The 23,828-nt window shown below is 71.2% G+C and carries 22 protein-coding genes and 1 pseudogene; 14 read left to right on the top strand and 9 right to left on the bottom strand.

What is annotated here, in order from left to right; all coding sequences use genetic code 11:
- Nucleotides 1-126: 126 nt before the first annotated feature.
- Nucleotides 127-1,218: an alpha/beta hydrolase gene (locus BLW32_RS25355; RefSeq protein ID WP_231857357.1), complete on the bottom strand. Its 1,092-nt coding sequence runs from the start codon at nucleotides 1,216-1,218 to the stop codon at nucleotides 127-129.
- A gap of 394 nt (nucleotides 1,219-1,612) precedes the next feature.
- Here BLW32_RS25355 and BLW32_RS25350 point away from each other — a divergent pair, with 394 nt between their 5' ends.
- The 4 genes from BLW32_RS25350 to BLW32_RS25335 all read left to right on the top strand — a co-directional run bounded on the left by BLW32_RS25350 (nucleotide 1,613) and on the right by BLW32_RS25335 (nucleotide 4,951).
- Nucleotides 1,613-2,197 carry a class I SAM-dependent methyltransferase gene (locus BLW32_RS25350; protein ID WP_231857358.1) on the top strand — a complete coding sequence of 195 codons (585 nt, stop codon included), beginning with the start codon at nucleotides 1,613-1,615 and terminating at the stop codon, nucleotides 2,195-2,197.
- Entirely contained in the window at nucleotides 2,194-2,898 is a 705-nt protein-coding gene (locus BLW32_RS25345; protein WP_068567312.1) for an adenylate/guanylate cyclase domain-containing protein, read from the top strand. The genes BLW32_RS25350 and BLW32_RS25345 overlap by 4 nt, the downstream gene beginning before the upstream one ends.
- Complete coding sequence (locus tag BLW32_RS25340; protein WP_068567310.1) at nucleotides 2,895-3,503, top strand: cadmium resistance transporter; 609 nt, start codon at nucleotides 2,895-2,897, stop codon at nucleotides 3,501-3,503. Before BLW32_RS25345 ends, BLW32_RS25340 begins: the two co-directional genes overlap by 4 nt.
- 155 nt (nucleotides 3,504-3,658) lie before the next feature.
- Nucleotides 3,659-4,951 (top strand): LCP family protein, encoded by a 1,293-nt coding sequence (locus tag BLW32_RS25335; protein WP_082756685.1) that lies wholly within the window; start codon nucleotides 3,659-3,661, stop codon nucleotides 4,949-4,951.
- A 114-nt stretch (nucleotides 4,952-5,065) separates the two neighbouring features.
- Here the strand turns inward: BLW32_RS25335 and BLW32_RS25330 are convergent, their stop codons facing one another.
- The 5 genes and pseudogenes from BLW32_RS25330 to BLW32_RS25310 all read right to left on the bottom strand — a co-directional run bounded on the left by BLW32_RS25330 (nucleotide 5,066) and on the right by BLW32_RS25310 (nucleotide 11,310).
- The gene (locus BLW32_RS25330) at nucleotides 5,066-5,494 is read right to left on the bottom strand and encodes a DUF6262 family protein (protein WP_068567308.1); all 429 of its coding nucleotides are present in this window, start codon (nucleotides 5,492-5,494) and stop codon (nucleotides 5,066-5,068) included.
- 107 nt (nucleotides 5,495-5,601) lie between these two features.
- Nucleotides 5,602-7,956 (bottom strand): annotated as a pseudogene (locus BLW32_RS28230) (tyrosine-type recombinase/integrase); the annotation flags it as partial.
- Nucleotides 7,943-9,199: a tyrosine-type recombinase/integrase gene (locus BLW32_RS25320; protein WP_068567306.1), complete on the bottom strand. Its 1,257-nt coding sequence runs from the start codon at nucleotides 9,197-9,199 to the stop codon at nucleotides 7,943-7,945. The gene BLW32_RS25320 and the pseudogene BLW32_RS28230, both read right to left, overlap by 14 nt.
- Nucleotides 9,200-9,230: 31 nt before the next feature.
- On the bottom strand, nucleotides 9,231-10,493 hold the full coding sequence (locus tag BLW32_RS25315; RefSeq protein ID WP_068567304.1) for a helix-turn-helix domain-containing protein: 1,263 nt from the start codon (nucleotides 10,491-10,493) through the stop codon (nucleotides 9,231-9,233).
- 58 nt (nucleotides 10,494-10,551) lie between these two features.
- The gene (locus BLW32_RS25310) at nucleotides 10,552-11,310 is read right to left on the bottom strand and encodes a hypothetical protein (protein WP_068567303.1); all 759 of its coding nucleotides are present in this window, start codon (nucleotides 11,308-11,310) and stop codon (nucleotides 10,552-10,554) included.
- A gap of 177 nt (nucleotides 11,311-11,487) precedes the next feature.
- On the opposite strand from BLW32_RS25310, the gene BLW32_RS27285 reads away from it, so the two are divergent.
- The 6 genes from BLW32_RS27285 to BLW32_RS25285 are packed head-to-tail and all read left to right on the top strand — an operon-like array spanning nucleotide 11,488 to nucleotide 14,029.
- Nucleotides 11,488-11,661 (top strand): hypothetical protein, encoded by a 174-nt coding sequence (locus tag BLW32_RS27285; RefSeq protein WP_175546310.1) that lies wholly within the window; start codon nucleotides 11,488-11,490, stop codon nucleotides 11,659-11,661.
- Nucleotides 11,658-12,458 (top strand): type II secretion system F family protein, encoded by an 801-nt coding sequence (locus BLW32_RS25305; RefSeq protein ID WP_068741265.1) that lies wholly within the window; start codon nucleotides 11,658-11,660, stop codon nucleotides 12,456-12,458. The genes BLW32_RS27285 and BLW32_RS25305 overlap by 4 nt, the downstream gene beginning before the upstream one ends.
- A complete protein-coding gene (locus tag BLW32_RS25300) occupies nucleotides 12,455-13,057 on the top strand; it encodes a type II secretion system F family protein (protein ID WP_068741266.1) in 603 nt (200 codons plus the stop codon). The genes BLW32_RS25305 and BLW32_RS25300 overlap by 4 nt, the downstream gene beginning before the upstream one ends.
- A 23-nt stretch (nucleotides 13,058-13,080) precedes the next feature.
- Entirely contained in the window at nucleotides 13,081-13,275 is a 195-nt protein-coding gene (locus BLW32_RS25295) for a DUF4244 domain-containing protein (RefSeq protein WP_068523081.1), read from the top strand.
- A 23-nt stretch (nucleotides 13,276-13,298) separates the two neighbouring features.
- A complete protein-coding gene (locus tag BLW32_RS25290) occupies nucleotides 13,299-13,607 on the top strand; it encodes a TadE family type IV pilus minor pilin (protein WP_068741267.1) in 309 nt (102 codons plus the stop codon).
- On the top strand, nucleotides 13,604-14,029 hold the full coding sequence (locus BLW32_RS25285; RefSeq protein ID WP_231857359.1) for an Rv3654c family TadE-like protein: 426 nt from the start codon (nucleotides 13,604-13,606) through the stop codon (nucleotides 14,027-14,029). Before BLW32_RS25290 ends, BLW32_RS25285 begins: the two co-directional genes overlap by 4 nt.
- A gap of 6 nt (nucleotides 14,030-14,035) precedes the next feature.
- Here BLW32_RS25285 and BLW32_RS25280 read toward each other — a convergent pair whose 3' ends face one another.
- Together BLW32_RS25280 and BLW32_RS25275 are read right to left on the bottom strand one after the other, a co-directional pair.
- Entirely contained in the window at nucleotides 14,036-17,629 is a 3,594-nt protein-coding gene (locus BLW32_RS25280) for an ATP-binding cassette domain-containing protein (protein ID WP_068741269.1), read from the bottom strand.
- Nucleotides 17,630-17,736: 107 nt separating this feature from the next.
- Nucleotides 17,737-18,231: a tetratricopeptide repeat protein gene (locus BLW32_RS25275; protein ID WP_197467597.1), complete on the bottom strand. Its 495-nt coding sequence runs from the start codon at nucleotides 18,229-18,231 to the stop codon at nucleotides 17,737-17,739.
- Nucleotides 18,232-18,300: 69 nt separating this feature from the next.
- Here BLW32_RS25275 and BLW32_RS25270 point away from each other — a divergent pair, with 69 nt between their 5' ends.
- Nucleotides 18,301-18,630 carry a TfoX/Sxy family protein gene (locus BLW32_RS25270; RefSeq protein WP_068523078.1) on the top strand — a complete coding sequence of 110 codons (330 nt, stop codon included), beginning with the start codon at nucleotides 18,301-18,303 and terminating at the stop codon, nucleotides 18,628-18,630.
- A gap of 13 nt (nucleotides 18,631-18,643) precedes the next feature.
- On the opposite strand, the gene BLW32_RS25265 is transcribed toward BLW32_RS25270, so the two are convergent.
- Nucleotides 18,644-20,917, bottom strand: coding sequence for a DEAD/DEAH box helicase (locus BLW32_RS25265; RefSeq protein ID WP_068741644.1), 2,274 nt, complete (start codon nucleotides 20,915-20,917; stop codon nucleotides 18,644-18,646).
- 410 nt (nucleotides 20,918-21,327) lie between these two features.
- Here BLW32_RS25265 and BLW32_RS25260 point away from each other — a divergent pair, with 410 nt between their 5' ends.
- From BLW32_RS25260 to BLW32_RS25250, 3 genes are all read left to right on the top strand, one after another.
- The gene (locus BLW32_RS25260; RefSeq protein ID WP_068523077.1) at nucleotides 21,328-21,531 is read left to right on the top strand and encodes a cold-shock protein; all 204 of its coding nucleotides are present in this window, start codon (nucleotides 21,328-21,330) and stop codon (nucleotides 21,529-21,531) included.
- A 134-nt stretch (nucleotides 21,532-21,665) separates the two neighbouring features.
- A complete protein-coding gene (locus BLW32_RS25255) occupies nucleotides 21,666-22,244 on the top strand; it encodes a hypothetical protein (protein ID WP_068741271.1) in 579 nt (192 codons plus the stop codon).
- Between the two features lie 1,008 nt (nucleotides 22,245-23,252).
- Entirely contained in the window at nucleotides 23,253-23,720 is a 468-nt protein-coding gene (locus BLW32_RS25250; protein ID WP_068523075.1) for a MarR family winged helix-turn-helix transcriptional regulator, read from the top strand.
- Nucleotides 23,721-23,828 lie beyond the last annotated feature (108 nt).

Genomic DNA, 23,828 nt, shown 5'->3' with positions numbered 1-23,828 from the left:
TACCTGTATTGGTCGGTGTAATCGAGCCCCCTCGAACGATCCGGGAGTGACAGCATTGAACGCTCGGTACAACAGACTGGAGGCTGGCGCTCATCAAGCCGACTGCGACCAATGTCCTGCTGTTGCTTAGGCAGGCAGGCCCAGGCGGCGGCTGATCCAGTCGAGTTCAGCCGTGAGACCTCGCGACCAGACGGTGAAGTCGTGCCCGCCCGGCAACCGAAGGGTCCGCACGTCCATGCCCGCGCGGGCAGCCGCAACGGCCACGCGCTGTGCGGCGGCGGTCGACGCAGCATCATCGGTGCCGGCGACGAGAACGCCAGCAGTGTCGGGGAACTTGCGCCAGGACAGCAACGTCATGGGATCGGCGCGGGCGTAGTCTCCTCGGTCGCCCGCGAAGGCCTCCCGGAGGGTGCGCTCGCGCCCTCCGCCGAGGTCGGGCTCGGATTCCGGCGACAAGGCGAGGAACGTGCGGAAGACGTCTGGAAACCGCGTCACCAACTGAAGGGCGCAGGTGCCGCCGTACGAGTAGCCGCCGACCGCCCACGCCCGCGCCGCCGGGGCGACGGACAGGTTCTGACGTACCCAGGCGGGTACGTCCTCCGCGAGGTAGGTGGCCGCGCGCGTGCGCCGGGTATCGGCGCATAGTGGATTCTCGAACTGACCACCTGTCGCGTCCGGGACCACCACGACGGGTGTGACGCCGCCTTTGCGCTGCGCGTAGGTGTCCATGATCCGTGCGAGCCTCCCGCCCGAAAACCAGTCACGGGGCGCGCCGGGCTGGCCGTGCACGAGCATCAGGACCGGCAACTGTTCGCGGGCGCCGGATAGGTACGCGGGCGGCAAGTACACCAACGCCTGCCGAGCGGCGAAGCGGGACCGGACGGAGGGGATGTTCGTCCTGACCACCACCCCGCGCTGGACTGTCGAACCGGGGGATGGCTTGGGCATCGTTGCCGGGTAGTCAACAGGAAGGAGGTCCTCCACCGACGGGTAGGCCGAGTACAACGAGTTGACCTGACCGGCCCCCATCAGCATCACGACACCGACAGCCGCGCTACTCAACCCGGCGGACCGCCACGACGGGGCGCCCGCCACACGCGCTCCTGCCAGCAGCAGCGCCAACACTCCGAGAGCGATCCACAGCAACACCAGCGGGTCGAGGCGATCCGGGAAAGGTTTCCACACGAACTCCACGAGGTAGTCCACCACCGCCGTCACAACGAGGGCGGCGCCGACGCAGGCGAGGACGATCCGTGCAGACCCCGTGCGACGGGACGCGCCGATCAGGCCAGCGAGAGCAGCACCGCCCGCGACGAGCAACAGAAGGGGTACGGGACCTGCCGTGAGCTGCAGATTCCGCAGAGGATTCACCGTCTGCACTCCCGTTCGCGCACGCGCCCCAGGAGAGGCGTCTTCAGTGAGGCAGATCTGAGGGCAACATCGTCCGGACTAATGACGGTTTGGCGATCGCACCGAGCCGCAACAAACCTGACTCTCATCGTTCGTGGACGATGATAGCGGGATTCTGTGGTGTAATCGAATCGTCACGAAGAATTCCCGGGTCACACTCCGTGGCCGGGCGAGCATGGTGGGAGCTGGTGGTATGCCGTCGATGTCGACGATCGAATCCTGGTTCTGCCGCAGCACCCCGTGGGAAGCGGCGACCGGCCGGTGGGTGCTGCCATGGGCGCTGCAGGGCGTCAGCCCCCGCGGGCGGGTCCTCGAGATCGGCGGCGGGGGCGGTGCGATGGCCGCACAGATCCTCACCGCCAGCCCCGGCGACGTGGAGGTGACGGTCACCGACTTCGACCCGGTGATGGTCGCCGCCGCCGCTGACCGGCTCCAGGGCTTCGGCGATCGTGCCCACGCCCAGGTCGCCGACGCCACCGCCCTGCCGTTCGACGACGGCACCTTCGACACCGTCGTCTCGTTCATCATGTTGCACCACGTCGTCGACTGGGAACGCGCACTCGCCGAGGCCGCCCGGGTGCTCGCGCCCGGCGGAACGCTGGTCGGCTACGACCTGCTCGGCAGCGCCCCGGCGCGGCTGCTGCACCACCTCGAAGGCGCACCGCACCGGTTCATCACCCGCGGCGAACTCCACCCGCACCTGGCGTCCCTGCCGCTGGCCGACGTCACCGTCCGCGAGAACCCGATCATCACGCGGTTCCGTGCCCGCCGCGGCGGTGGCCGATGATCACGCCGCCGCCGCACGGGCATCATCACGGTGACCGGGCCGACGAGCTCGCCGGGCTCGATCGGTGTGAGGTGGCGGTGGCGTTCGTCGACCTCGCCGGATACAGCGTCCTGACCGAGATGTGCGGCGACCAGGAAGCCGCGGAACTGGCCATCCGGTTGGCCGCTCAGGCCCGCCGGGCGCTGCAGCCGGGCACCCGGCTGGTCAAGACCATCGGTGATGCGGTGATGCTCACCGCCGACACCCCCGAGGCGATGCTCGCCACGATCACCGCCCTCGCCGACGCGGCCGCCGGCCAAGACGGATTCCTCGCCCTGCGCGCCGGGATCCACTACGGCAGTGCGGTCGGCCGCGACGGTGACCTGTTCGGGCACGCCGTCAACGTCGCCGCCCGCATCACCGCCCTCGCCGGCGCCGGCCACGCCGTGATCACCGACCCGATCCTGCCCGCCACCACCGGCGCCGGACTGACCGCCACCGCGATCGGGGAACGCAACCTGCGCAACATCAGCACCCCGATACAGCTCCACACCCTCGACCTCGCGGCACCACCGCACCCGGCCGACCCGGTGTGCGGGGTCCGCGTCGACCCGGCGACCGCGCCAGCGCACCGAATAACCGCCGGCGGCCAGAGGTGGTGGTTCTGCTCGACCGACTGCGCCGACCGGTTCGACCCGACCCTCGCAGGAGGTCCGCGGTGATGCTGTCATCCGTTCTACAAGCCATCGGCCTGTTCGTGGCCACCAATATCGACGACATCATCGTGATCTCGCTGTTCTTCGCCCGCGGCGCCGGCCAGCGCGGCACCACCGTCAAGATCACCGCGGGCCAATACCTGGGATTCGCGGGCATCCTGGCCGTGGCCGTGCTCATCGCCCTCGGCGCCGGCGCGTTCTTGCCGGTGTCCGCGATTCCGTACTTCGGTCTGGTCCCGCTGCTGCTCGGACTGCGGGCGGCGTGGTCGGCCTGGCGGAGCCGCGACGACGATGACGACGGCGACGGAACCGGGGCGGGCAGCGGCAGCCGGATCGGTGTCCTCGGCGTCGCGGGCGTGACCTTCGCCAACGGCGGCGACAACATCGGCGTCTACGTGCCGGTGTTCGTCAGCATCAGCGGCCAAGCGATGATCGCCTACTGCGTGGTGTTCCTCATCCTCGTCGGTGCCCTGGTCTTCGTCGCCCGGTTCGTCGCCACCCGCCGCCAGGTCGCCGAGATCCTCGAGCGGTGGGAAAGCGTGCTGTTCCCGCTGGTCCTGATCGGCCTCGGCGTCGTCATCCTGGTCTCCGGCGGCGCGTTCGGCCTATGACAGCTCGCGAGCAGAAAAGATCCATCCTGGTCGGGGTCGTTTCGCAGAATCCACTACCACCCGGCAGCGGCGAGCGGCATCGCAATGGTCGCGAACCGGGCCGCGATTGCGGGGACGATCCCGTTTCGAGTCAGTTGAACCTAGGAGAGCCGATCATGGAACACCGATCTGGGCTCTCCCCCGCCGTCGAAGACGTCGACGACGGGGTTGGGAACACCGCCCGCCCGGTGTCGGGGCCGCGGTTCGGGAGGGCGCACGCTGTTGTGGCGCTGTTGTCGATCGTCACGCTCGCCGTCACCGGGGCCGGATGGTGGATGCTCGGCACGGCGATCGGCGGATTCTCGTTGTCCTCGGCGATCGAGCGGGCCGGCGGCCAGCGTTCCAGCGATGGTGGCGAGAACATCCTGCTGATGGGCCTCGATAGTCGTAAAGATCGCAACGGGCAGCAGCTTCCCGCCGCGGTCCTGTCGCAGTTGCACGCGGGCGACGGCAGCCAGGGCGGTTACAACACGAACACGCTGATCGTGGTGCACCTGTCGGCGGACAAGTCGAAGGCAGCCGCTGTGTCGATTCCGCGTGACGATTACGTGCCAGTCACCGGCATCGCTGACAACGACCACGTCAAGATCAAGGAAGCTTACGGGCTGGCGAAGGCGCAGGCAGAGGCGTCGGCGCGAGCCGACGGAGTCACCGATCTCGCACAGCTCGAGAACATGGGTCGCGAGGCCGGGCGGACGGCCACCATCAAGACGGTGGAGGCCTTCCTCCAGATCCCCATCGACAGGTTCGCCGAGGTCTCGCTGGTAGGCTTTTACGACGTGGCCAAGGCGCTGGGCGGCGTCACGGTATGCCTGAACAGTGCGGTCCGAGACTCCTACTCTGGCGCTCGGTTCCCCGCGGGTGTACAGCACCTCAATGCTACGCAGGCGTTGGCGTTCGTGCGGCAGCGCCACGGGCTCGACAACGGCGACCTGGACCGGACCCACCGGCAGCAAGCTTTCCTGGCGTCAGTCATGCACGAGCTGCAACAGGACGGAACGCTGTCGAAGGCGGGCACCGTGCAGCGGTTGCTCGCCGCGACGAAGCAGGACGTGGTGCTCTCGTCAGGGTGGGATCTGGTGGCGTTCGCGCAGCAGATGAGCGATTTCCGCCTCGGCGGACTGCGCTTCACCACCCTCCCTGTGAGGGCCTACTCGACGATCGACGGGCAGGCAGTGAACCTGGTGGACACTGCCGCCGTGCGGGCCGCGGTGCGGCAGGCCTTCGAGTTCCAGACACCAGCACCGGCGACAGTGGGCAGCCGCAACACCGGTTCGCGGGCCGTGCCGCTGGGGAAACCGGGTGTGACCGGCTCAGCGGGACGGGCGTCAGTGCAGGTAGCCGCCGACGCGCCCGCCCCGGATACCGGAACCGGTGTCGGGGCCGGTGGTGTGCCCTGCGTCAATTGACGCGATGGTCACGGCGGGTTGACCAGCTGTGGATGTGCGCGCCGTCGCGGGACCTGGACGGCCAGACCGCGATCGCCTACCTCGTCGGCAGCAATAGTCCCCTGGGGGTTCGGTTCAGTCCGGGGACAGGTCGTCGATGACGCCGTGCAGCCGGGCGATCGTCGCTTCGAGGGCCTTGACTTGACCGGTCAGTTCCGCGATCGTGGCGTCCTTCTGCCGGATCCGCAGATGCAGCGCCGCGGCGACTCCGCGCGATGGATCCACCCCAGCATCGGATGCGGCAGTGCCCTGCCCGGAGGCGGCGTGATCAGAAGGCACGGCGGTTGCGGTGCGGCGCTGGCGGTGGATCTGTCCGAGCAGATCCTTGTGCCGGTAGACGGTGGTGCGGGCCAGCCCGGCCCGCCGGGCCACGGCCTGGACGTTGATGGCTTCCCCGTTGCGTCGCATCGCCTTGAGCGCCTTGTCGATTCTGCGTCGCGACGCCTCGGACCGGATCTCCGCGCTCTCGGCGAGCGCAGCGAGGGAGGCGTCGTTGGCCGTCACGACGCACCACCGCCCGCGCCGGCGCTGTGTGCGGCATCGCCATCCCCACCGGTGCCCGCAGCAGTGCCTGACGCGGCGCCTGCCGTGGTGCCTGCAGTGGTGCCTGCTGCGGTGCGCAGGGCTGATTCGTGGCTGCCGCGGGTCTGGATCTGCAGGATCGGCAGCCGATTCGCGGCGCCGGCACCGGTCACCGCCCCAGCGGCGCTCTGGCCCGGTTCGCCGCCCGGCTCTTCGGCGGTGAGGCGGGTGATGATCTGCTCGAGGGAGTGCAGCTCCCGCAGCCGTTGGTGCACCCAGATGTTGTCGTCGGTCAGCGTGCGGCCGGTGCGGGCGTGGAACTGCTCTCGGCGGGCCTGCAGCAGCGCGGTGGTGGCCGCATGCTGCGCGCGGAGCTCGTCGAGGTGGGTGGCGTCGGTGGCGAAATGCCCACACGAGAGGCAGGCGTTGCCCTTGTCGCAGGTCTTCACCGGCGGCAGCAGGCACACACCGTTGGGCAGGACCCGGTCGGTGCGCTTGGCCAGCTGGGTCATGTCGTAGATGTCGCTGGGGCTCAGGGCGATATCGACGCCGCCCGCGCCGATCTTCTTGTGCTTGAGGAACTCCGCCTCCGAGGTCGCGGCCAGGGTGGCGGCGTACCGGAGGGTCATCTCGGGGCTCTTGTGCCCGAGGTAGCGCTGCACCACGTGCAAGGGCACGCCGTCGTTGAGCAGCTCGGTGGCGCGGGTGTGCCGCAGCCGATGGGTCTGGGTGAACCGCAACGGCCGCCCGGTGGAGTCGGTGAGCCCATGGATCCGGTCGAGGCCACTGAGGGCTTGCCGGTAGCTGTTGTAGGGGCGGTGCCGGCGGCCCTGGTGGTGATCGCGCAGCGGCACGAACAGGTACCGCGGCGACCAGTCCGGGTGCGCCGCGGCGAGCCAGGCCTGCTGCTCGGCGATGACGTTGACCACGGCCTGCTCGATCAGGATCGTCGGGATCACCCCGTCGACCTTGGTCTGCTGGTACCGCAACTTCGCCACGAACACCCCGCTATCCTCGCCGTCGCCTGCGTCGTCGCTGGCCACAGCCTCCGTGCCAACCCCGTCCCCAACCCGGCCCTCAACCCCGCCGGTAACCCGGTCGTTAACCCTGCTGGTAACCCTGTTGTCGGCCCTGTTCGCGGGGTGCTCTGCCGGGGCTGTGGGTGGGCGTTCGAAGCCGGGGATGGGCTCGATCGGGTCGACGTCGAGCATGAGGATCTCCGAGGCCCGCCGGCCGGTGAGCGCCTGCAGCAGCCAGATCCGTGCCGCCTGCGGGTCCCCGAGGCCGGCGACGAGGGAGACGGTGCCGTCGGGGTGGGTGAGCGTGACGTGGCGGCCGCGGTCGGCGGCGAGGACGTCGAGGTAGCACAGCATCCGCTGCAGATCGCCGGTGCTGTACCAGGTCAGTTCGCGATTCCTCGGTGCGGCGCGGCGGCGGAACGCCGGACCCCACAGGCGGGTGTGCGCCGGGCCGACCTCGCCCCAGCGGGCGATGCCGGTCGCGGCGGCCGCCTCGGGGGCGTGGTCGACCATGAACGTGTAGAACACCTGCGTCTGGGAGACGGTCGCTTCGATCGCCGAGCCGGTCAGCCGCCGGTCCGGGCGGGCGGAGGCGGCCGGGCTGCGCAACCACGCGGCGAACTCGGTGAAGATCATCCGCAGCCGGGCGGGATCATCGGCGAGGACAGGGTCGTCGGTGTGTCCGGTGTCGGTGAGGAACCGCCCCAAGTGCCGGGTCGCCATCCTCGAGCGTTCCACCGCGGAGGACCAGCGCAGCAGCTCCGCCGTGATGGACACGCGCAGCCAGAACCGCACTCCTTCGCGCAGCCACGCTGGTTCGATGCCGCCGAGGCGGGCGCACATGTCGTGGCTGGGTTCGTGGTCGCGTTGCGGGATCCGTGGATCGACCCGCAGGTCCCAGATGTCGTGTTCCCACCAGGAGCGGTCGGTGCACCGCACCGACAGGTACAGGTGCAGCTGTTCGATCAGGTGGGTGATGCTGCGGCGGGTATTCACCGGCGGGAGCCGCTTGTTGCGGGCTTGGTACGCGAGCAGGGCGTGCCGCACCAGCGCCGCCGAGGTGAGGTCGGTGATCGACACCGGTGGGTGCCCATGCTCACGGGTGTAGCTGTGGGTGGCGAGGGAGATCGCCTCGCAGCACCACCGCAGGTACGCCGGTTCGATCTTCGCGATCTGGTCGGTGGCGCACAGCCACACGTACCAGGCCACCTCCCGGGCGAAGCGCGGCGGACACCCGGGCGGGGTGAAGTCGAGACGGCGGCCGAGGTAGCGCGAGTTCTGCCGGAACACCTGCCGGTGCTCGGGGGCGTCGATCTGGTAGATCGGCTCGCGCCATGCCGCTGGCACTAGGGCCGCCTGGGCCTGCCAGGTGAACGCGGTCGCCGCCGCCGCCGACAGTCGTGGCGTGTGCTCAGGGGTGGTCATCGTGCAGGCCTTTCCATCCGGCGACGTAGTTGCGCCACTGCGCGATCGACCGCATCTCGGCGTCCTCGGTGACCCACCCGTACGTCGACAGGGTGGTCTGCACATCCGCGTGACCGAGCCTGCGCATCACCACATGCGGCGCGACACCGGAGAGCAGCAACGCCGTCGCGTGGGTATGGCGCAGCCAGTGCGGCGTCCACCCCGGCTGCAGCACCCGCTGCCCAGGCTCTGTATCGGTGTGGGTGGCTGTGTCCGGGGCGTGGTGGTTGCAGCGGCGGGTGATCGACCGGACCGCCGCGTACACCGTTTCCGGCCGTATCGGCGCGAACCGTGTGCCGTGGGTGAGATTGACGAACACGAAATGCGTACTGAAACCAGGCACTTCCAGGTCGGCGCCGTCATCGATCAACGCCCACACGTACTCCGAGTACAGGGCGGCGAGATCATCGCCGACGTAGATCCGCCGCGGCCCGGTCTTGCATCGCACCTCGTGCGGGTGGTCCTGGCGACCGGCGACCTCCACATACGGGGTACCACCGCCACCGATGTGGAAGTCGTGATGCCGCAACGACAACGCCTCACCGAGCCGCATCCCGGTCTCGGCGAGGATCGCGAACAGCAGCCGGTTCCGCAACCCGGGACCGGCTCCGGACCAGCGGGTGCCGTCATGGGTGGCGCACGCGTTGAGGATCGCCGCGACTTCCCGGGGCAGCAGCACCGGGGTGGCGGACCGGTTGGGTTGCCGTACCCGGTAGATCGGGTGATCCGAGGGTTGGCTGGGGCCGACACCGTCGAGGAACCCGACGTACCGGGACCGGCGTCGCCACTGCCTGTGCGAGGTGAACAGCTTCTCGTACGGGCCCAGCAGATGATGCGCATCCGCGTGGAACCGGTAGAAGCTGAGCACCGCGGTCGCCCGCAGCTGCACCGTCGCCGTCGACGACCCGCCGAGCACCTCGGGGCCGATCCGCCGGGTTCCGGGCAGATCCCCGGTCCGCAGGAACGTCAGGAACTGCCCGAACAAGGTGGTGGGGAACTCATCCCACCGGTGCCCGCTGTGCTCGAGCACCGTCCACCACTGCGCTAACCCTGCTGCGTACGCGCGAATTGTGTTCGGCGACGCCGCGCTCGCGGTCAGGAACCGCAGGTACTCGCGGGCCGGTGCGATCGGCCGGTCCAGCTCGTCGACCACGATGAAGGTGCCCGGCCGGTCCGGGTACCGCACCCGCTGCACCTTCGCCACCGACTCGCGCCCCTTCGCTGTTCGTTCCGGGTCAGGCTCGCCGGGAGCGTTGCTGGAACCGACGGAAGTCGATCACATCCGCTGAACCGTCACCGGCGCCCCGATCCCCGGCCCGCGCACCCGCAGCCGTATCGGCCGCCGGGGCGGACGACGACGCCGTGGACGACGTGGTGGGGGCGGGGCGTTGCCCGACCAGGAAGTCCGCGAGGATATCGCCGGGGAAGATCAGATCGTAGGTCGCCAGCAACTGCGGTGACTGCACCGAAAAGCCCAGCTCGATCCACTTGCTCAGCAACCGTGGCCGTTCCACGACACGGTCGTTCCACCCCGGCTCGGTCCGACCCCAGGTCCGCCCGGTATCTGGGTTGACCCGCTGGTAGAGCTGCTTTTGCAGACTGCGGAACCGGTCGTCGTCGAGGACACCGCCGGTGTGCAGATGCCGCAGCAACGCACCGATCGAGATTCCCCACTTCTGTTTGACCGGCACCAGCGACATCAGCGACGGAGTCGCCGTCACCTCCTTGCGCACCTGCGCCAGCGGAGCAAGCAACTCCGAGGCGAACCTCGACGCCTGCTCCTCCTTGTCCTCAGTAACATCGCCGCTCCAATGCAAACTCAAGTGCCCCAGCTCATGGGCGAGAGTCCACCGCGTCCGCTCCCACGACGTCGACTGACGCACCACGATCAACGGCCGCGCCTTGAACTCACCGACCCTCGTCGAATACCCCAGATGCTTCTCCGACGCCGCCGCACCGGCGTCGCCGTCGCGCAGCGTCGCGGCCGCGAACATCCGCCGCATCACGATCGGCACACCCGCGTGCTCGATGTTGTGGGTCAGGTAGTCGATCGGCTCATCCCGACCCACACCGAGCGCATCACGTACCCGCCCAGCTGCCTCCGCGACCGGCACCGACGGATCGACCATCGGGACCTTCACCGCTGGCAGCTGCCACCGCGAATGCAGCTCATCGAGGAACTCACCGATCATCGACGCGAAATCAGCCAGGTACTCCTGCTCGGTCTTCGTCGTCGACTGCGGAGCCCGAAACAGCAAGTCCGACGCATGGATCCGCATCGGCGGCTCCGTGATGAAAAACCGCGGAGGGAACCGCAGAATCGTCGTCAACGCCTCCAACTCATCAGTGCCGATCTCGCTCGTGATCGACTTCTCCAAACGCGTGAGCCGCGCAGCTGACGGCCAATTCAACTCAGCCGCCAACGCTTTCGCGGTCATCTTCCGCATGATCCGGGCTTGACGCACCCGGCGTCCGTATACGTTCACCGTCGCCCTCATTGCCCATCCGATTCAACGCTGCAGGTCCCCGCATCCCAGTTTCCCCCTGCCGTGACGGCTACGCAGGCGTGAACTCCGGCCCGTCGTCGTCCTCGTCGCCCGTACCCTGAACCGGCTTGTCGTAGCTGCCGAAGTCGTCTGCCGGGGGCGCACCGACGGGCTTGGCCGCCGGAAGCCCGTAGAACGGGGACTCCTCCGCCGACGGGAACGGCACCACCGCCAAGATCTCCGCACTGGCCGGGTTGTCCACCCCGCGCACCACCGCCAGGTGAAGCGACTCCAACGTGGTGTTGTCCGTCGTCGACCACAACGCGAAGATGCCGTCGTGCTCGCGTTGCTCCTCGTCGTCCACGCTGGCGCTGCGCTTCGCGGGCTTGGGAATCCGGCCCGGGCCGGCGAACAGATTCATCTGCTCCGCCTGCAACCCGCCGCTCGCGATCGCCTGCTCGGCCTCCGGCGGCAGCACCACCTCCCGGTCGATCGCCGCCTGCAAGTGCTTGGACAGGAACTTCCGCAGCCGAAACTCCGTACCACCCAGATCGGAGAACACTGCGCCGCCGCCCTGGCCGCGACCGCACCGCAGATTCATCCCAGGCTGGTCGTTGCGGTCGTTCCTCCAGATGTCGCGCATCGTATGCCGAACCGCCGAGCAGAACGCATCGCCGGACACCTCCACCGGATCCGCGTGCCGAGGCGACCACATTTTCCCGACCTCGGTGATTGCCGTCGGCAGATCGAGACGAACCGTCGCCAACGCCGCGCGATGCTGCTCGACGAACACCTCGAGCGTCTTCTGAAGCTCCCCATGGAGTGCCATAGCGAAATAATTGCACGGAAACCCTCCACTCGCAACAGGCCCGCCGACCACCGTGTCTCACGGTAGATCCGACCACTGACATGCATCTAATCCTACATGTAGCGAATGAATAAACCAGTTCTGGCATGCGGATAGATGCGTGTTAGACGCACCAATTACTGATAAATCTCCCAGGTGGTGTTCGCGGTGCACCGCTGGCCGTCGGGGCGGCGCGGCCTGCGCAGTATCGGCGTCGTCGATCGCGGTGGTGACGGCTACGTGCGGGTGCTGCCCGCGTGGGACCGCGACGGCGGGTTCACGGCGGAGGTGGAGCGCGTGCAGGCGCTGCTCGCGGAGCGAGGTGTCCCGTGACCGCGGCGATAGTCCTGCTCGCGGTCGCCGCGTTGGCCTGGCCCGGCGGTCCCGCCGCAGCGCGACTCCGGGCGTCGCGGGCGTCCGCAACCTCGCCGGTCGCGCTGCGCTGGGGCTGGCTGGCCGTCGCGGTGCCGGTCGGCGCGCTGCTCATCGGACCGGGTCAGGCGCTGGCCGCGGCGCTCGCGGCCGGCACCGTCCGCGATCTCCGGGCGCGGAACCGCGCGGCGCAGCAGCGGATGTCCCGGCTCTCGGCGATCCTGGCCGGCGTCGACGCGATGGTCGCCGAACTGTCCGTCGGAGCGCACCCCGCGGCCGCCTGCACCACCGCGGGCCGCGACGCCGAGGACCCGCACGTCCGCGCCGTCTTCGCGGAGATGGCCGGCCGGGCCGAGCTGGGTGGCGACGTGGCCGCGGGCCTGCGGACGCACGCCGGGGAGAGCGCCGCGTGGTCGCGGATCGCGGCGGCCTGGGAGGCGGGCACGCGGCACGGCATCGGCATGGGCGAGCTGCTCGCCTCCGTCCGCGAGGACCTGCGGGCACGCGAGCGGTACGAGCGGCGGGCGCACTCGTCGCTGGCCGGGGCCCGCGCGACCGCGCAGGTGCTCGCCGCGCTCCCGGTGCTCGGCGTCGCGATGGGCCAGCTGATCGGCGCCGACCCGCTCGGCACGCTGCTGGGCACCGGCGCGGGCGGTGTCCTGCTGGTCGTCGGGACGTGCCTGACCTCTGCCGGGCTGCTCTGGTCCCGTGCCATCGCCGACGGTGCCGCCGGCCGCGGATCGGACGAACGGTCGTGAGCGGGCACGGTCCCCTCGCCGCGGCGCTCGCGCTGCTGGCGGCGGCGCTGCTCGTGCTCCCGGTCGCGGCCCGTTCTGCGGTGGCGGCCACCGCGTGCGGGGAGCCGGCGCGGCTGCGCGGGATGCGGCTGCCGCGGCGGGCCGCCTCTCCGGACCCGTTCGAGGCTGCCGCGGCCTACGACCTGTTCGCCGTCTGCCTCCGCGCGGGGATGCCGACCGCCGATGCGGCCCGCGCCGTCGCGGTGGGTGCGCCGCCCGCGCTCGCGGAGGTGCTGACCCGTGCGGCGGAACTGCTCGCACTGGGCTCCGACGCCGAGACCGCGTGGCGGACGGGATCCGTGGACCCGCAGGTCGTCGGGCTCACCCGCATGCTCCGACGGTCCGCCCGCGCGGGCTCGTCGCCCGCCGCCGGGCTTTCGGACCTCGCGCGCACCGAGCGCGCGCAGGCGGAGGACCGCGCGGTCGCGGCGGGCGAGCGGGCCGGCGTCGCGGTCGCGGGACCGCTCGGGCTGTGTTTCCTTCCGGCGTTCGTGTGCTTGGGCATCGTGCCGGTCGTGATGGGACTCGCGGGCACAGTGCTCGGGGAGGGGCTGCTGTAGCGGCTCGACGGAAGGGGGATGGAATGTGGATTCGATTGCGATGCAGGATGACCGAGCTGCTGCTGGAGGACGACGGCATGTCGACGGTGGAGTACGCGATCGGCACCATAGCGGCGGCCGCGTTCGGCGCCGTGCTGTACGGGGTCGTCACCGGCGACAACATCGTCAGCGGCCTGACCGACATCATCGGCAAGGCGCTGGGCACCTCCACCGGCTAGCCGGCGAGGCGGGCGCGGTCACCGTGGAGGCCGCGTTCGCCGTCGCCAGCCTCATCGCCGTGCTGGTGCTCAGCGTGGGTGCGGTCGTGGGCGTCACCGCACACGTGCGGTGCGTGGACGCCGCCCGCGAGGCGGCCCGCCTCAGCGCCCGCGGCGACGACGCCCGGGTGGCGAAGGCCGTCTCCGAGGTGGGGCCGCCGGGCGCGACGTCGACGGTGAGCCGGGACGGGGACACGGTGACGGTGGTGGTCCGGGCCCCGGTGGCGCTCCTGCCCGGGCTGACGGTCTCCGCTTCGGCGGTCGCCGCCGTCGAACCGGGTACTGCGCCGTGACCGCGAAGGCGCGCGCCGGCCCGGCAGCCGGGCGGACCGGTCCGCCCTGCTGCCCGGGGCGCCGCCCGGGAGCCCTCTCCCGGGCCGGGCGCGAGGACGGCGTGGCGACGGTGCTCGCCGCCGTGATGGTCGCGGCGATCGTCGTGGTCGCGATCATGGTGATCGACGTCGGCGCTGCGGTCTCCGCCCGCCACCGCGCGCAGGCCGCAGCAGATCTGGCGGCGCTCGCCGGTGCCGCGAGCGCGATCGACGCGGAGGAGGCCTGCGGGGCGGCGGACCGTCTGGCCCGCGCGAACGCCGGATCGCTCCGGGCGTGCGGCGTGGACGGCTTCGAGGTGGCGGTGCGCGTGAGCGTCCCGGTCTCCTTGTCGGTCTTCGGATCCGACGAGGCTGTCGCGGTCGCCCGGGCCGGTCCGGAGTGAGCGAACTCAGCCGGCTAGGAAGCCCCAGTCCGGCGCCAGCTCCGTCCACGGCCCGATCGCGGCGATCCGCCCGTCGACCAACACCACCACCCGGTCGGCCCGGGCCAGCGCGGCCCGTTTGGACGTCGCCCCGATCACGGTGGCGCGGCGCTCGCGCAGTGCCTTCCACAGCTCGATCTCGGTGGTGGCGTCCAACGCGCTCGACACGTCGTCCGCGAGCAGCAGTTCCGCGTCGGTCGCCAGCGCCCGCGCGAGGGCGAGCCGCTGCACCTGGCCGCCGGAGAGCCGAACGCCCCGGTGCCCGACCAGTGCGTCCCGGCCGCCCGCTGCGGCGACGTCCGATCCGAGGCGGGCATCGGCGACGGGTTGGTCGAAGGCGCGCTGGTGCCCGAGCCGCACGTTATCGGCGAAGGTCCCGGACAGGACCCGGGGCACCTGGGCGATGTGCGCCACCTGTCCGGGGCGCAGGAAGACCTCCGCGTCGGAGACCGGGCGGCCGTTCCACAGGATCTCGCCGCGGTGCGCGACCAGGCCGGCCAACGCCGCCAGGAGGCTCGACTTGCCCGAGCCGACCTGGCCCACCAGCAGCACCAGCTCGCCCGCCGAGACCCGCAGGTCGACGTGCTCGACGCCGATGGTTCCGTCGTCGTGGACGGCGGCGACGTCCCGCAGCACCACCTCCTCCAGCCGCACCCGGGCCGCCGTGAGCGGCGCCGGCGCGGCGCCGGTGACCAGGTCGACGCCCGGCGGCACGGTCATCAGGTCCACGCCGCCCGCGAAGCGGCTCGTCTCCGCCTGCCAGGCCCGGGTGCCGGGGGCCTCGGTGACCACGCTGCCGGCGACCCGGCCGAACCAACCGAAGCCGCTGACCGCGTTCGCGACGAGCAGTGCCGTCGACAACTCCCAGAGCCCGCCCGCGTACGCCGCCCAGGCGGCGACCACTCCGGCACTGACCATCACGACGGGGACACCCTCGAGCGCCGCCTGGATCCGGTGCTCGGTGACCGCGGCGTCGACGCGTCCCGCGTCGACCCGTCGCAGGTGGGCGAGCACCGACGGGGTCGTCGCGGCGAGCTTGATCGTGCGGGCCGATTCCAGGGCCGACACCAGTGCCCGCCCGAACCGGGCCCGCGCGCTCGAGGCGGCGGCCGCGGACCGTCCGGCGAGGGGACGTCCGACGCTCGATGCCACCGCCGACGCGACCAGGACGACGAGGAGTACCGCACCTGCGAGCCACGTGCCGCCGAGGACGGCCGTCGCGGCGGCGATCACGATCCCGTTACCGAAATCCACCCAGCGGTCGGCGTACCGGGCGAACCTGTCCGCGTCCATGGCCCGGGCGACGACTTCGCCGGCCGGTGTCTTCGCGAGCCGGCGCGGCTGCGTCTGACCTCGGAGGACGGCCATCCGCACCCGCAGCATGACCTCGATCCACCACCGCGGATACCGACGGAAGGCCTCCGCTATCGCGAACGGTGCGGCCATCAGCGAGATCACCACCCCGAGCAGCAGCCACCCCGGGCGCTCGCCCGCGCTGACGGCCTGGACGGTCTCGCCCCACACGAGGCCGGTCACGGCGCCCTGCGCGCCAGTCAGCGCGGCGAGCAGGAAGAGGACCGCGCCGAGCACGCCCCAGGCCGGCATCACCAGCAGCGCGTGCACGATGCCGCGGGTCAACGTCGGCCCGTCGCCGACCTCCCGGAGTGCCGGCGCTGGCCCCGTCCGGCGTCGCCCGCCGACGCCGGCGCTCGGCGTCGCGGGGAGCGCCGCAGGGCTCGATTGTGCCGCGGACGCCGGACGACCGCGTCCGGAGGTGGGACCCCGACCAGCCGCAGCGGCACCGTCGGACTCCGTCCGACCGGCGGCGAGGAGAGCGGCGAACGGCCCGGGCGCCGCGGCCACTTCGTCGCGCGGACCCTGCTGCACGATCCGCCCGTTGTCGAGCACCGCCACCAGCGGCGCCCGCTCGATGGTCGTGAGCCGGTGCGCGATCAGGATCCCGGTGCGGCCCGTCAGCAGGCGGTCCGAGGCGGCGATCACCAGCCGCTCGGTGAGCGGGTCCATCCGCGCGGTGGCTTCGTCGAGGACCACCACGTCGACGTCGCGGACCATGAGGCGGCAGAACGCCACCAACTGCTCCTCCCCGGCCGACAGGGTGGTCCCGCCCGGGCCGAGACGGCTGTCCAGGCCGGCGGGCAGGCCGTCGACCCACGAGCGCAGTCCGAGCCGCTCGATCGCGTCCCTGATCCGCTCCGGGGTGATCGCCGGATCGAACAGGGCGATGTTGTCCGCCAGCGAGCCGATCAGGATCTCGGTGCGCTGCGTGACCACGCCGACCCGCGACCGCAGTCGCTGCAGGTCGATGTCCATGATGTCGCGTCCGCCGACGAAGACGGTGCCGCGCGGGGGATCGACGGCCCGCGAGAGCAGCGATGCCAGGGTCGACTTGCCGGAGCCGGTGCGCCCGACGAGCGCCACGGTGTGCCCCGCGGGGACCGTCAGGTCGATCCCGGTGAGAGCGAACGGGCCTTCCGCATAGGCGAAGTCGAGGCCGCGGATGTCGATCTCGAGCCCGGACACCGAGCCCGGGCTGGACGGGACGTCGTCGCCGCCCTCGGGCTCCGGGGGAGCGGCGAGCATGTGCCGGATCCGGATGACGGCACCCATCCCGGCCTGCAGATCGGGGAGCTGCTCCGCCAGCTGCGCGACCTGGCCGACGAACATCGACGTCACCAGGAACAGGGTGACCAGGCGGGCGACCGACATCGAGCCGTCGATCGCGAGGGCGACGCCCGCGACCGCGATCGCGGCGAGCAGCGCGTGCAGCAGCACGCCCGCCCGGCGGGCCAACCGCGATTCCACCTGGATGACCGCGAGGAACCGCGAGTGAATGACGGCGGACAGTCCTGCCAGCCGGGCGATCACGTGCGATTGTCCGAGGCTGGTCCGCAGGTCGTCGCGCCCGGCGATCCCTTCCTCCAGCGCGGCGGCCTGGTCCGTCCACGCGATCTCCTCGATCACCTTGCGGCGGGCGATCTCCCCGAGCAGGCGCCGGATCGCGAACCAGGTGATGATCGCCAACGTCGGGAACAGGATGGCCGCCGGCCACCAGGCGACAGCGGCCACGATCCACATCGGGAGGCTCGACGAGACGGTGCGGAACAGACCCCACAGCTGCCAGCGGGCCAGATTGCCGATCTCGTGCGTATCGTCGTCGACGCGATCGAGGATCTCGCCGACCGCCTGTTCGTTCAGTGCGGCGAGGGGCTGACGCATCGCCGCCTGCAGCACGTCGTCCCGCAGCCGGCCCTCGGCGCGATCGACGACGGCGACCCACGCGATCTTGCCCACCGACTCGATCACCGCGGCGCCGATCAGGCAGAGCGCGAGAACGCCGATCAGCCCGCCGGCCGGATCCTGTGCCACCCGTCCGGCGACCACGGTCCCCGCGGTGGCCCCGATCGAGGCCACGCAGACGGCCGCGATCGCGCCGAGAGCCACGGGGCTGCGGAGCCGCCGCCAGGTCACCCGGCGTTCGGGGCCGGTCGGCGGCAGCGGTGGCGTCGGAGCCGGCGCGTCGGACAGGGTCGAACTGGACATCGTGCTTCACGGTAGAGCGCGCCGGTGACCGCTGTCGCGTCCTTTTCCGGCCGGTCGGGCGTCTGTCGCGCGGCCCTCGCCGCCTTCGCGGTCGGCGGTGAGGTCGCTCAGTCCTCGATCAGACCGTCCGCGTACCGGCGTGCTGAGATCCGGTAGCGGGGGAGATGGTTCGCGAGGGCGTGGATCGTGGCGGTGAGAGCCTCCCGGTCGCGCCCCAGATCCGCGAGCATCAGCGCGCGGAACACGACGACGGCGTCGTCGAGCCCGTCCCCGCGGTCGATGTCGAGGGCAGCGAGCAGTCGGAGGCCCTCGTCCGGTTCTCCGAGATTGCGCAGGGAGCTCGCGAGCTGGATCGTCGCCTGGCGCGCGCGGTGGTCGTCGAGTCCGGCCTCCAGCGCCGCCCGGTAACCCGCTACGGCGAGGTCGGGGTGGTCCAGTGCGTCGTGCGCCCCGGCCGTCTCGAACAGGCGAACACCCTCGGGAACGTCGGTGCCGGCGACGGCGCGTTCCATCCGGGCGAGGAACGCGCCGGGCTCGTCGGTGTCCACGTGTCGCCAGACCGCGTCGACGTCGTCCTCCCACGCCATCCGACCAGTCGTCACCCCGCCACCGTAGTTCCCGATCGCCGGCGACGTGCTGCGCGCCGCGGAAGACCGGCGCACACTGGGACGATGGCGTACGACGAGGGGCTGGCGGACAGGATCCGGGACGCGATCGACGGGCAGCCCGGCGTGGTGGAGAAACGCATGTTCGGTGGGCTGGCGTTCCTCGTCGACGGGCACATGGCGATCGCCGCGAACAGCAAGGGCGAGGCCATGGCGCACCTGGACCCGGACGTCGCAGAGGAACTGCTCGGGCCGCACGTGACGCGCACCGTCATGCGGGGGCGGGAGATGCGGGGCTGGCTGGATCTGGACCAGGAGGCCACCGCCTCGGACACCGAGCTCGCCGAGTGGGTGCGGCGCACCGTCGACTACGCGCGGTCCCTGCCGCCGAAGTGACCGGGCCCGGGGCTCAGCCCGCGGCCACAGCGGCGAGCACCAGGTCGAGCACGAGAACCGCGCCCTCCTTGTCGAGCGGGTCGTTCCCGTTGCCGCACTTGGGCGATTGCACGCACGACGGGCAGCCCGACGGGCACTCGCACGCGGCGACGGCGTCGCGCGTCGCCACGAGCCACGTCGCCAGCGATTCGTAGCCGCGCTCGGCGAAGCCCGCGCCGCCGGGGTAGCCGTCGTAGACGAAGATCGACGGCAGGCCGGTGTCGTCGTGCAGCGCCGTCGAGAGCCCGCCGATGTCCCAGCGGTCGCACGACGCGACGAGCGGCAGCAGGCCGATCGCCGCGTGCTCGGCGGCGTGCAGCGCACCCGGCCACCGCTCCGGGACCAGACCGGCGCCCTCCAACACCTCCGGCGTCAGGGTGAGCAGGGCGGCGCGGGTCGCGAGTGTGGTCTCCGGCAGGTCCAGCTCGACGGCGTCCATCACCTCTCCGCTGCGCAGCGTCCGCAGGTAGCCGACCACGCGGCTGGTCACCTCCACCGAGACGAACCGCGCCGTGACGTCGCCGAGCACCTCCGTCGAATGCACCGCGGTGACATGCACATCCAGGTCCTCGCGCGCCGACGTCGTCCACTCCGGCTCCTCCGCGTGCACCAGCGCCAGCCCGTCGTCGAGGTCCAGCTCGTCCACGACGTACGACTCGCCCTGGTGCACGTGCACCGCGCCCTCGTGCACCGTCGACAGCGCCCGCGTGAAGTCGACGGTCCCCAGCAGCCGGCCGCTCGCCTCCTCCACGATGAGGATCTCGCTGCCCGCGCCGCCCCGGATGTTCACCCCCGCATGCGGATCGATCCCGGCCGCCAGGAAGTAGCCCGCGGGCCGCTCGCGCAGCAGCCCGTCGGCCACCAGTCGGCCCACCACGTCCACGGCCCCGAGCGTGCCGACCTCCGCTCTGGTGAGCGGGATCTCGCTCGCCGCGCACAACAGCTGCGGCCCCAGCACGTACGGATTCCACGGATCGGTGATCGTCGCCTCCACCGGTCGGCCCAGCAGCGACTCGGGGTGGTGAACCAGGTAGGTGTCCAGCGGATCGTCGCGCGCGATCAGCAGGATCAGCGAGCCCTGCCCGCGCCGCCCGCTGCGCCCGGCCTGCTGCCAGAACGAGGCGACGGTGCCGGGGAAGCCGGCCATGAGCACCGCATCGAGCCCCGCGATGTCCACGCCGAGCTCCAGCGCGTTCGTCGTGGCCACGCCGAGCAGCGCACCGTCGGTCAGCCCCTGCTCGAGGCGGCGCCGGTCCTCCGCGAGGTATCCCGCCCGGTAGGCGGCGATGCGCTCGGCGATCTCGGGCGTCGCCTCGGCCAGCATCCGGCGGGCCGAGAGCGCGACGGTCTCGGCGGACCGTCGGGACCGGACGAAGGCGAGCGTGCGCGCTCCCTCGACCACCAGGTCGGCGAGCATCCGCGCCGCCTCGGTGGTGGCGGCGCGCCGGACGGGCGCCCCGTTCTCGCCCTCCAGGTCGGGCAGCAGCGGCGGCTCCCACAGCGCGACGGTCCGCGGCCCGTGCGGGGACGAATCCTCGGTGACGGCAACGCAGTCCGCGCCGATGAGCCGCGACGCCGCTCCCGCCGGATCGGAGGTGGTGGCGGAGGCGCAGATCACCGTGGGCGTGCTGCCGTACTTCGCGGCCACCCGCAGCAGTCGGCGCAGGACGAGGGCGGTGTGCGAGCCGAAGACACCGCGGTAGTGGTGGCACTCGTCGACCACCACGTACTGCAGGCCGCGCAGGAAGCGCGCCCACTTCGCGTGCCGCGGAAGCAGTCCCACGTGCAGCATGTCCGGGTTGGTGAACACCCAGCGGCTGTCGGAACGCGCCCAGCGCCGCATCTCCTGCGAGGTGTCGCCGTCGTACATGGCGGGGGAGGCGTCGGCGGGGCCGTACTCCGTGGTCAGGCGGACCGCGGCGCGGTGCTGGTCGGTGCCGAGCGCCTTCGTCGGCGACAGGTACAGCACAGTGGCCCGCGGATCCTCGGCGAGCGCCGCGAGGACCGGCAGCTGGTAGGCCAGCGACTTGCCGGAGGCGGTGCCCGTCGAGATCACGACGTGTCGGCCCGCGCGGGCGTGCTCGGCGGCCTCCGCCTGGTGCCGCCAGGGCTCCTGTACGCCCTCGTCGACGAGCCCGTCCCGCACGCGGGCCGGAATCCAGGTCGGCCAGGGGGCGAATTCCGCTCGGCGTGACGGGATGTCCGCCACGTGGGTCAGGCTCTCGGCGCCGGACCCCGAACCGGCCATGACACGGTCCAGCAGTTCCCTGCCGAAGGTGTTGTGCTCCACCGTGATAGCCCCCGAATCGACCCGGCGTCCGCGCGGCCGAAGGGGCCGCGGACGCGCCGATCGTCCAGTCTAGCGGCGACGGTAACGGACCGTCGTCCGGTGGGACGGCGGGTGAACGGAAGGCGAAATCGCTCCGCCCGCTGTCGCTCGATGGGAAATCGTGATTGACTGTATGCGGTCGCAGCTCCCGCCGGGGGTCCGTCAGGGACCATCGGGGGATCGATGTTGCGGGCGTGGTACTGAAGGTTTTTGTGTGCGGTCTCCGCAAACGGCTCCAGAAAGTATGGCGGCCGGAACCGGCCAGGAGTCGCGCCCCACTCGGGGAACGGTTCCTACACCGGTAGAAAGACAAGTTAGGAAACATCTCAATGGCACAGGGAACTGTGAAGTGGTTCAACGCGGAGAAGGGCTTCGGCTTCATCGCACCGGCCGACGGCTCGGATGACGTGTTCGTCCACTACTCGGAGATCCAGGGCAACGGCTTCCGTACCCTCGAGGAGAACCAGCTCGTGGAGTTCGAGGTCGGCCAGGGCACCAAGGGCCCGCAGGCCACCGGCGTCCGCGCTCTCTAAGAAACCCCGCACCACGCGATAAGAGTTTCTCGCAGCACCCCTCCGCCTTCTCGGCGGAGGGGTGCTGTGCATTTCACAGCCCGTTCGACGTGTCGACGGTGTCGCGCCGCACCACGGCCCTCTAGGCTCATCACGTGTCCCAATTGTCACTCTTCTCCGCCGAGCAGACCGAGCCGTCGCCCCGCGACCTCGCCGGCCTGCTCGCTTCGACGGGGCAGATCGTGCAATTGGGCGGGAGCGCGCGGGTCTCGGTGGTCGTCGCCGATCAGTGGCGGGCCGAGGCGATCGCCGTGATGATCGAGGAGGCGGGCCTGCGCGCCCAGCTCGACACCTCGGAGGAGGGGAATCCGCTGGTCCGGACCCTCGCCTCGCCGGAACTTCAGCCGATGGCCGTCGCCTGGACGCGCGGCGCGGCGAAGGCGGCACCGTCGACGTGGGTCCCCGGCCCGCGTGCGCTGCGCGCCTGGGCGCTCGCCGGTGGCGACGTGGACGGCGTGCACTACCTCCTCGCGCTCGACCAGCACGCGCCGGAGAGCGCGCCCGTGCTCGCGACGGCCCTCATGCGCGCCGGCGTGGCGCCCACCTTGGTGGGCACGCGCGGGACGAAACCGGCGCTGCGGGTGTCCGGGCACCGTCGCCTCCTGCGCCTGCGGGAGAGCATCGGCGACCCGCCCGCGCACCCCGACGCGGCCGCGCACTGGCCGCAGCCGTAGATCTGGCGGCCGCGCCGCGCCGATGGGTCCGCCGCAACCACAGCACGATCGCGATCTCCGCGGCGAGGTACACGGCCCCGCTGACCAGCGCCAGGGTGTGGTCCGCCGGCGTGTGTCCCCACATCCGGATCGGGGCCGACCAGCCGTAGGTGAGGAGTCCCGCTGTGATCACCGCCAGGCGGTGGCGGTCCGCCCACTGCGGCGACGGTGCCCACCGGGCGAGAGCGATCACGGCCACGACGTTGCCGGCCGTCATGGTCACCAGGCCGGCCGCGGTCGGGAGGCGCACACCGCCCAGCAGTGCGGCACCGCAGGCGAGGAAGAGGGCTAGGGCGATGCCGGGCGAGGGCGCCCGCGCAGCGTCGGGCCTGCGGACCGGCAGGCAGAGGGCGAGGATGACGAGCGCCACCGCGACGACGGCGGTACCGGCGAGGCGCGGCCACGTGGCGACGAAGTGCCCCCACGTGTGGTACGCCGTCGAGAAGGTGACGACCGCTCCGACCAGGAGCAGGGCCGTGCACACGAGGATTCCGCGGCGGCGCAGCAGAGGTCGATGGGGCTCGCCCATGCCGAGCTCGACGATCGCGATCGGCAGGCAGATGCTGAAGGCGACGTGGATCGCGAGGACGAAGACGGTCCACGTCGCGCCGATGCCGAGCCCCGGCAGGAAGCCGTGGTCGAGCAGGTGCGCGTCGGCGTAGCCGGGGTTGAACAGCGACTGCCCGAGCAGGCCTTCGCCGATCAGCGCCCACGCGAGAGCGAGGAGCGCGATCGTGGGCCAGCCCCGGCCTCGCCGGCGCGCGACTTCCCGGATCAGGAGCGCGCCCGCGCCGTACCAGGGCGCGAGCACCACGATCAGCGGAAGCAGCACGAAGGGGAAGTCGCCCAGGAAGAACTCACCGATGAGCGGGGGGAGGACGTACAGGGCCAGTGCGGGACTCCTGATAATCTTAGTCACTCATATAACTTAGCAACTAAGATGATCATCCGCTGAGATAACATTGCGCCATGTCGGAACCGACGCAGGGTGAGCTGCTGGGACGCGAGTTCATCACCGCCGTGGTGATGTTCCACGAGGCGGTCGGGCGCTCGATGGGGTTGACGGCCGTGGAGCGCAAGACGCTGGACGTCCTGCGGCGCCTCGGTCCCGTCTCGGCCTCGCAGCTGGTCGAGCACACGGGTCTCACCTCCGGCGCGGTCACCGGCCTCGTCGATCGGCTCGTGCGGCGGGGCTTCGCGGTGCGCGAGCCGGACCCGCAGGATCGTCGGCGGATCGTGGTCACCCTGGCGCCCAATCCGACCCTGGACGCGCACGTCGCGGAGGTCTTCGGTCCCCTCGGCGTCGACATGGCCGCGATGCTCGACGAGCGCTTCACGCCCGAACAACAGCGGGTGATCGCCGACTTCCAGCGTGCGACCACGGACGTCCTGCGGCGGCACACCGCGCGGGTGTCTGGGATGGGTGAGACGCACTGACTGCGCGAATTCCGGGAGGCGTGCAGTGGACCCTGTATATAAGGTGGGGCGAAAGGTGCGGCAGAATGAGCACCCGAGTGACCACCGACGTCGCAAGTGACGCGAGGG

The sequence above is a fragment of the Tsukamurella tyrosinosolvens genome (genome assembly GCF_900104775.1).
GTDB lineage: Bacteria > Actinomycetota > Actinomycetes > Mycobacteriales > Mycobacteriaceae > Tsukamurella > Tsukamurella tyrosinosolvens.
The sequence above is the reverse complement of the archived record's forward strand: the minus strand, read 5'-3'. Positions and strand labels throughout refer to the sequence as shown.

Excerpts from the sequence above, each read along its gene's own strand:
- BLW32_RS25350 (WP_231857358.1), top strand. The coding sequence starts at position 1,613 with ATGTCGACGATCGAATCCTGGTTCTGCCGCAGCACCCCGTGGGAAGCG.
- BLW32_RS25345 (WP_068567312.1), top strand. The coding sequence starts at position 2,194 with ATGATCACGCCGCCGCCGCACGGGCATCATCACGGTGACCGGGCCGAC.
- BLW32_RS25335 (WP_082756685.1), top strand. The coding sequence starts at position 3,659 with ATGGAACACCGATCTGGGCTCTCCCCCGCCGTCGAAGACGTCGACGAC.
- BLW32_RS25315 (WP_068567304.1), bottom strand. The coding sequence starts at position 10,493 with ATGAGGGCGACGGTGAACGTATACGGACGCCGGGTGCGTCAAGCCCGG.
- BLW32_RS25310 (WP_068567303.1), bottom strand. The coding sequence starts at position 11,310 with ATGGCACTCCATGGGGAGCTTCAGAAGACGCTCGAGGTGTTCGTCGAG.
- BLW32_RS25295 (WP_068523081.1), top strand. The coding sequence starts at position 13,081 with ATGTGGATTCGATTGCGATGCAGGATGACCGAGCTGCTGCTGGAGGAC.
- BLW32_RS25280 (WP_068741269.1), bottom strand. The coding sequence starts at position 17,629 with ATGTCCAGTTCGACCCTGTCCGACGCGCCGGCTCCGACGCCACCGCTG.
- BLW32_RS25270 (WP_068523078.1), top strand. The coding sequence starts at position 18,301 with ATGGCGTACGACGAGGGGCTGGCGGACAGGATCCGGGACGCGATCGAC.
- BLW32_RS25265 (WP_068741644.1), bottom strand. The coding sequence starts at position 20,917 with ATGGCCGGTTCGGGGTCCGGCGCCGAGAGCCTGACCCACGTGGCGGAC.
- BLW32_RS25260 (WP_068523077.1), top strand. The coding sequence starts at position 21,328 with ATGGCACAGGGAACTGTGAAGTGGTTCAACGCGGAGAAGGGCTTCGGC.
- BLW32_RS25250 (WP_068523075.1), top strand. The coding sequence starts at position 23,253 with ATGTCGGAACCGACGCAGGGTGAGCTGCTGGGACGCGAGTTCATCACC.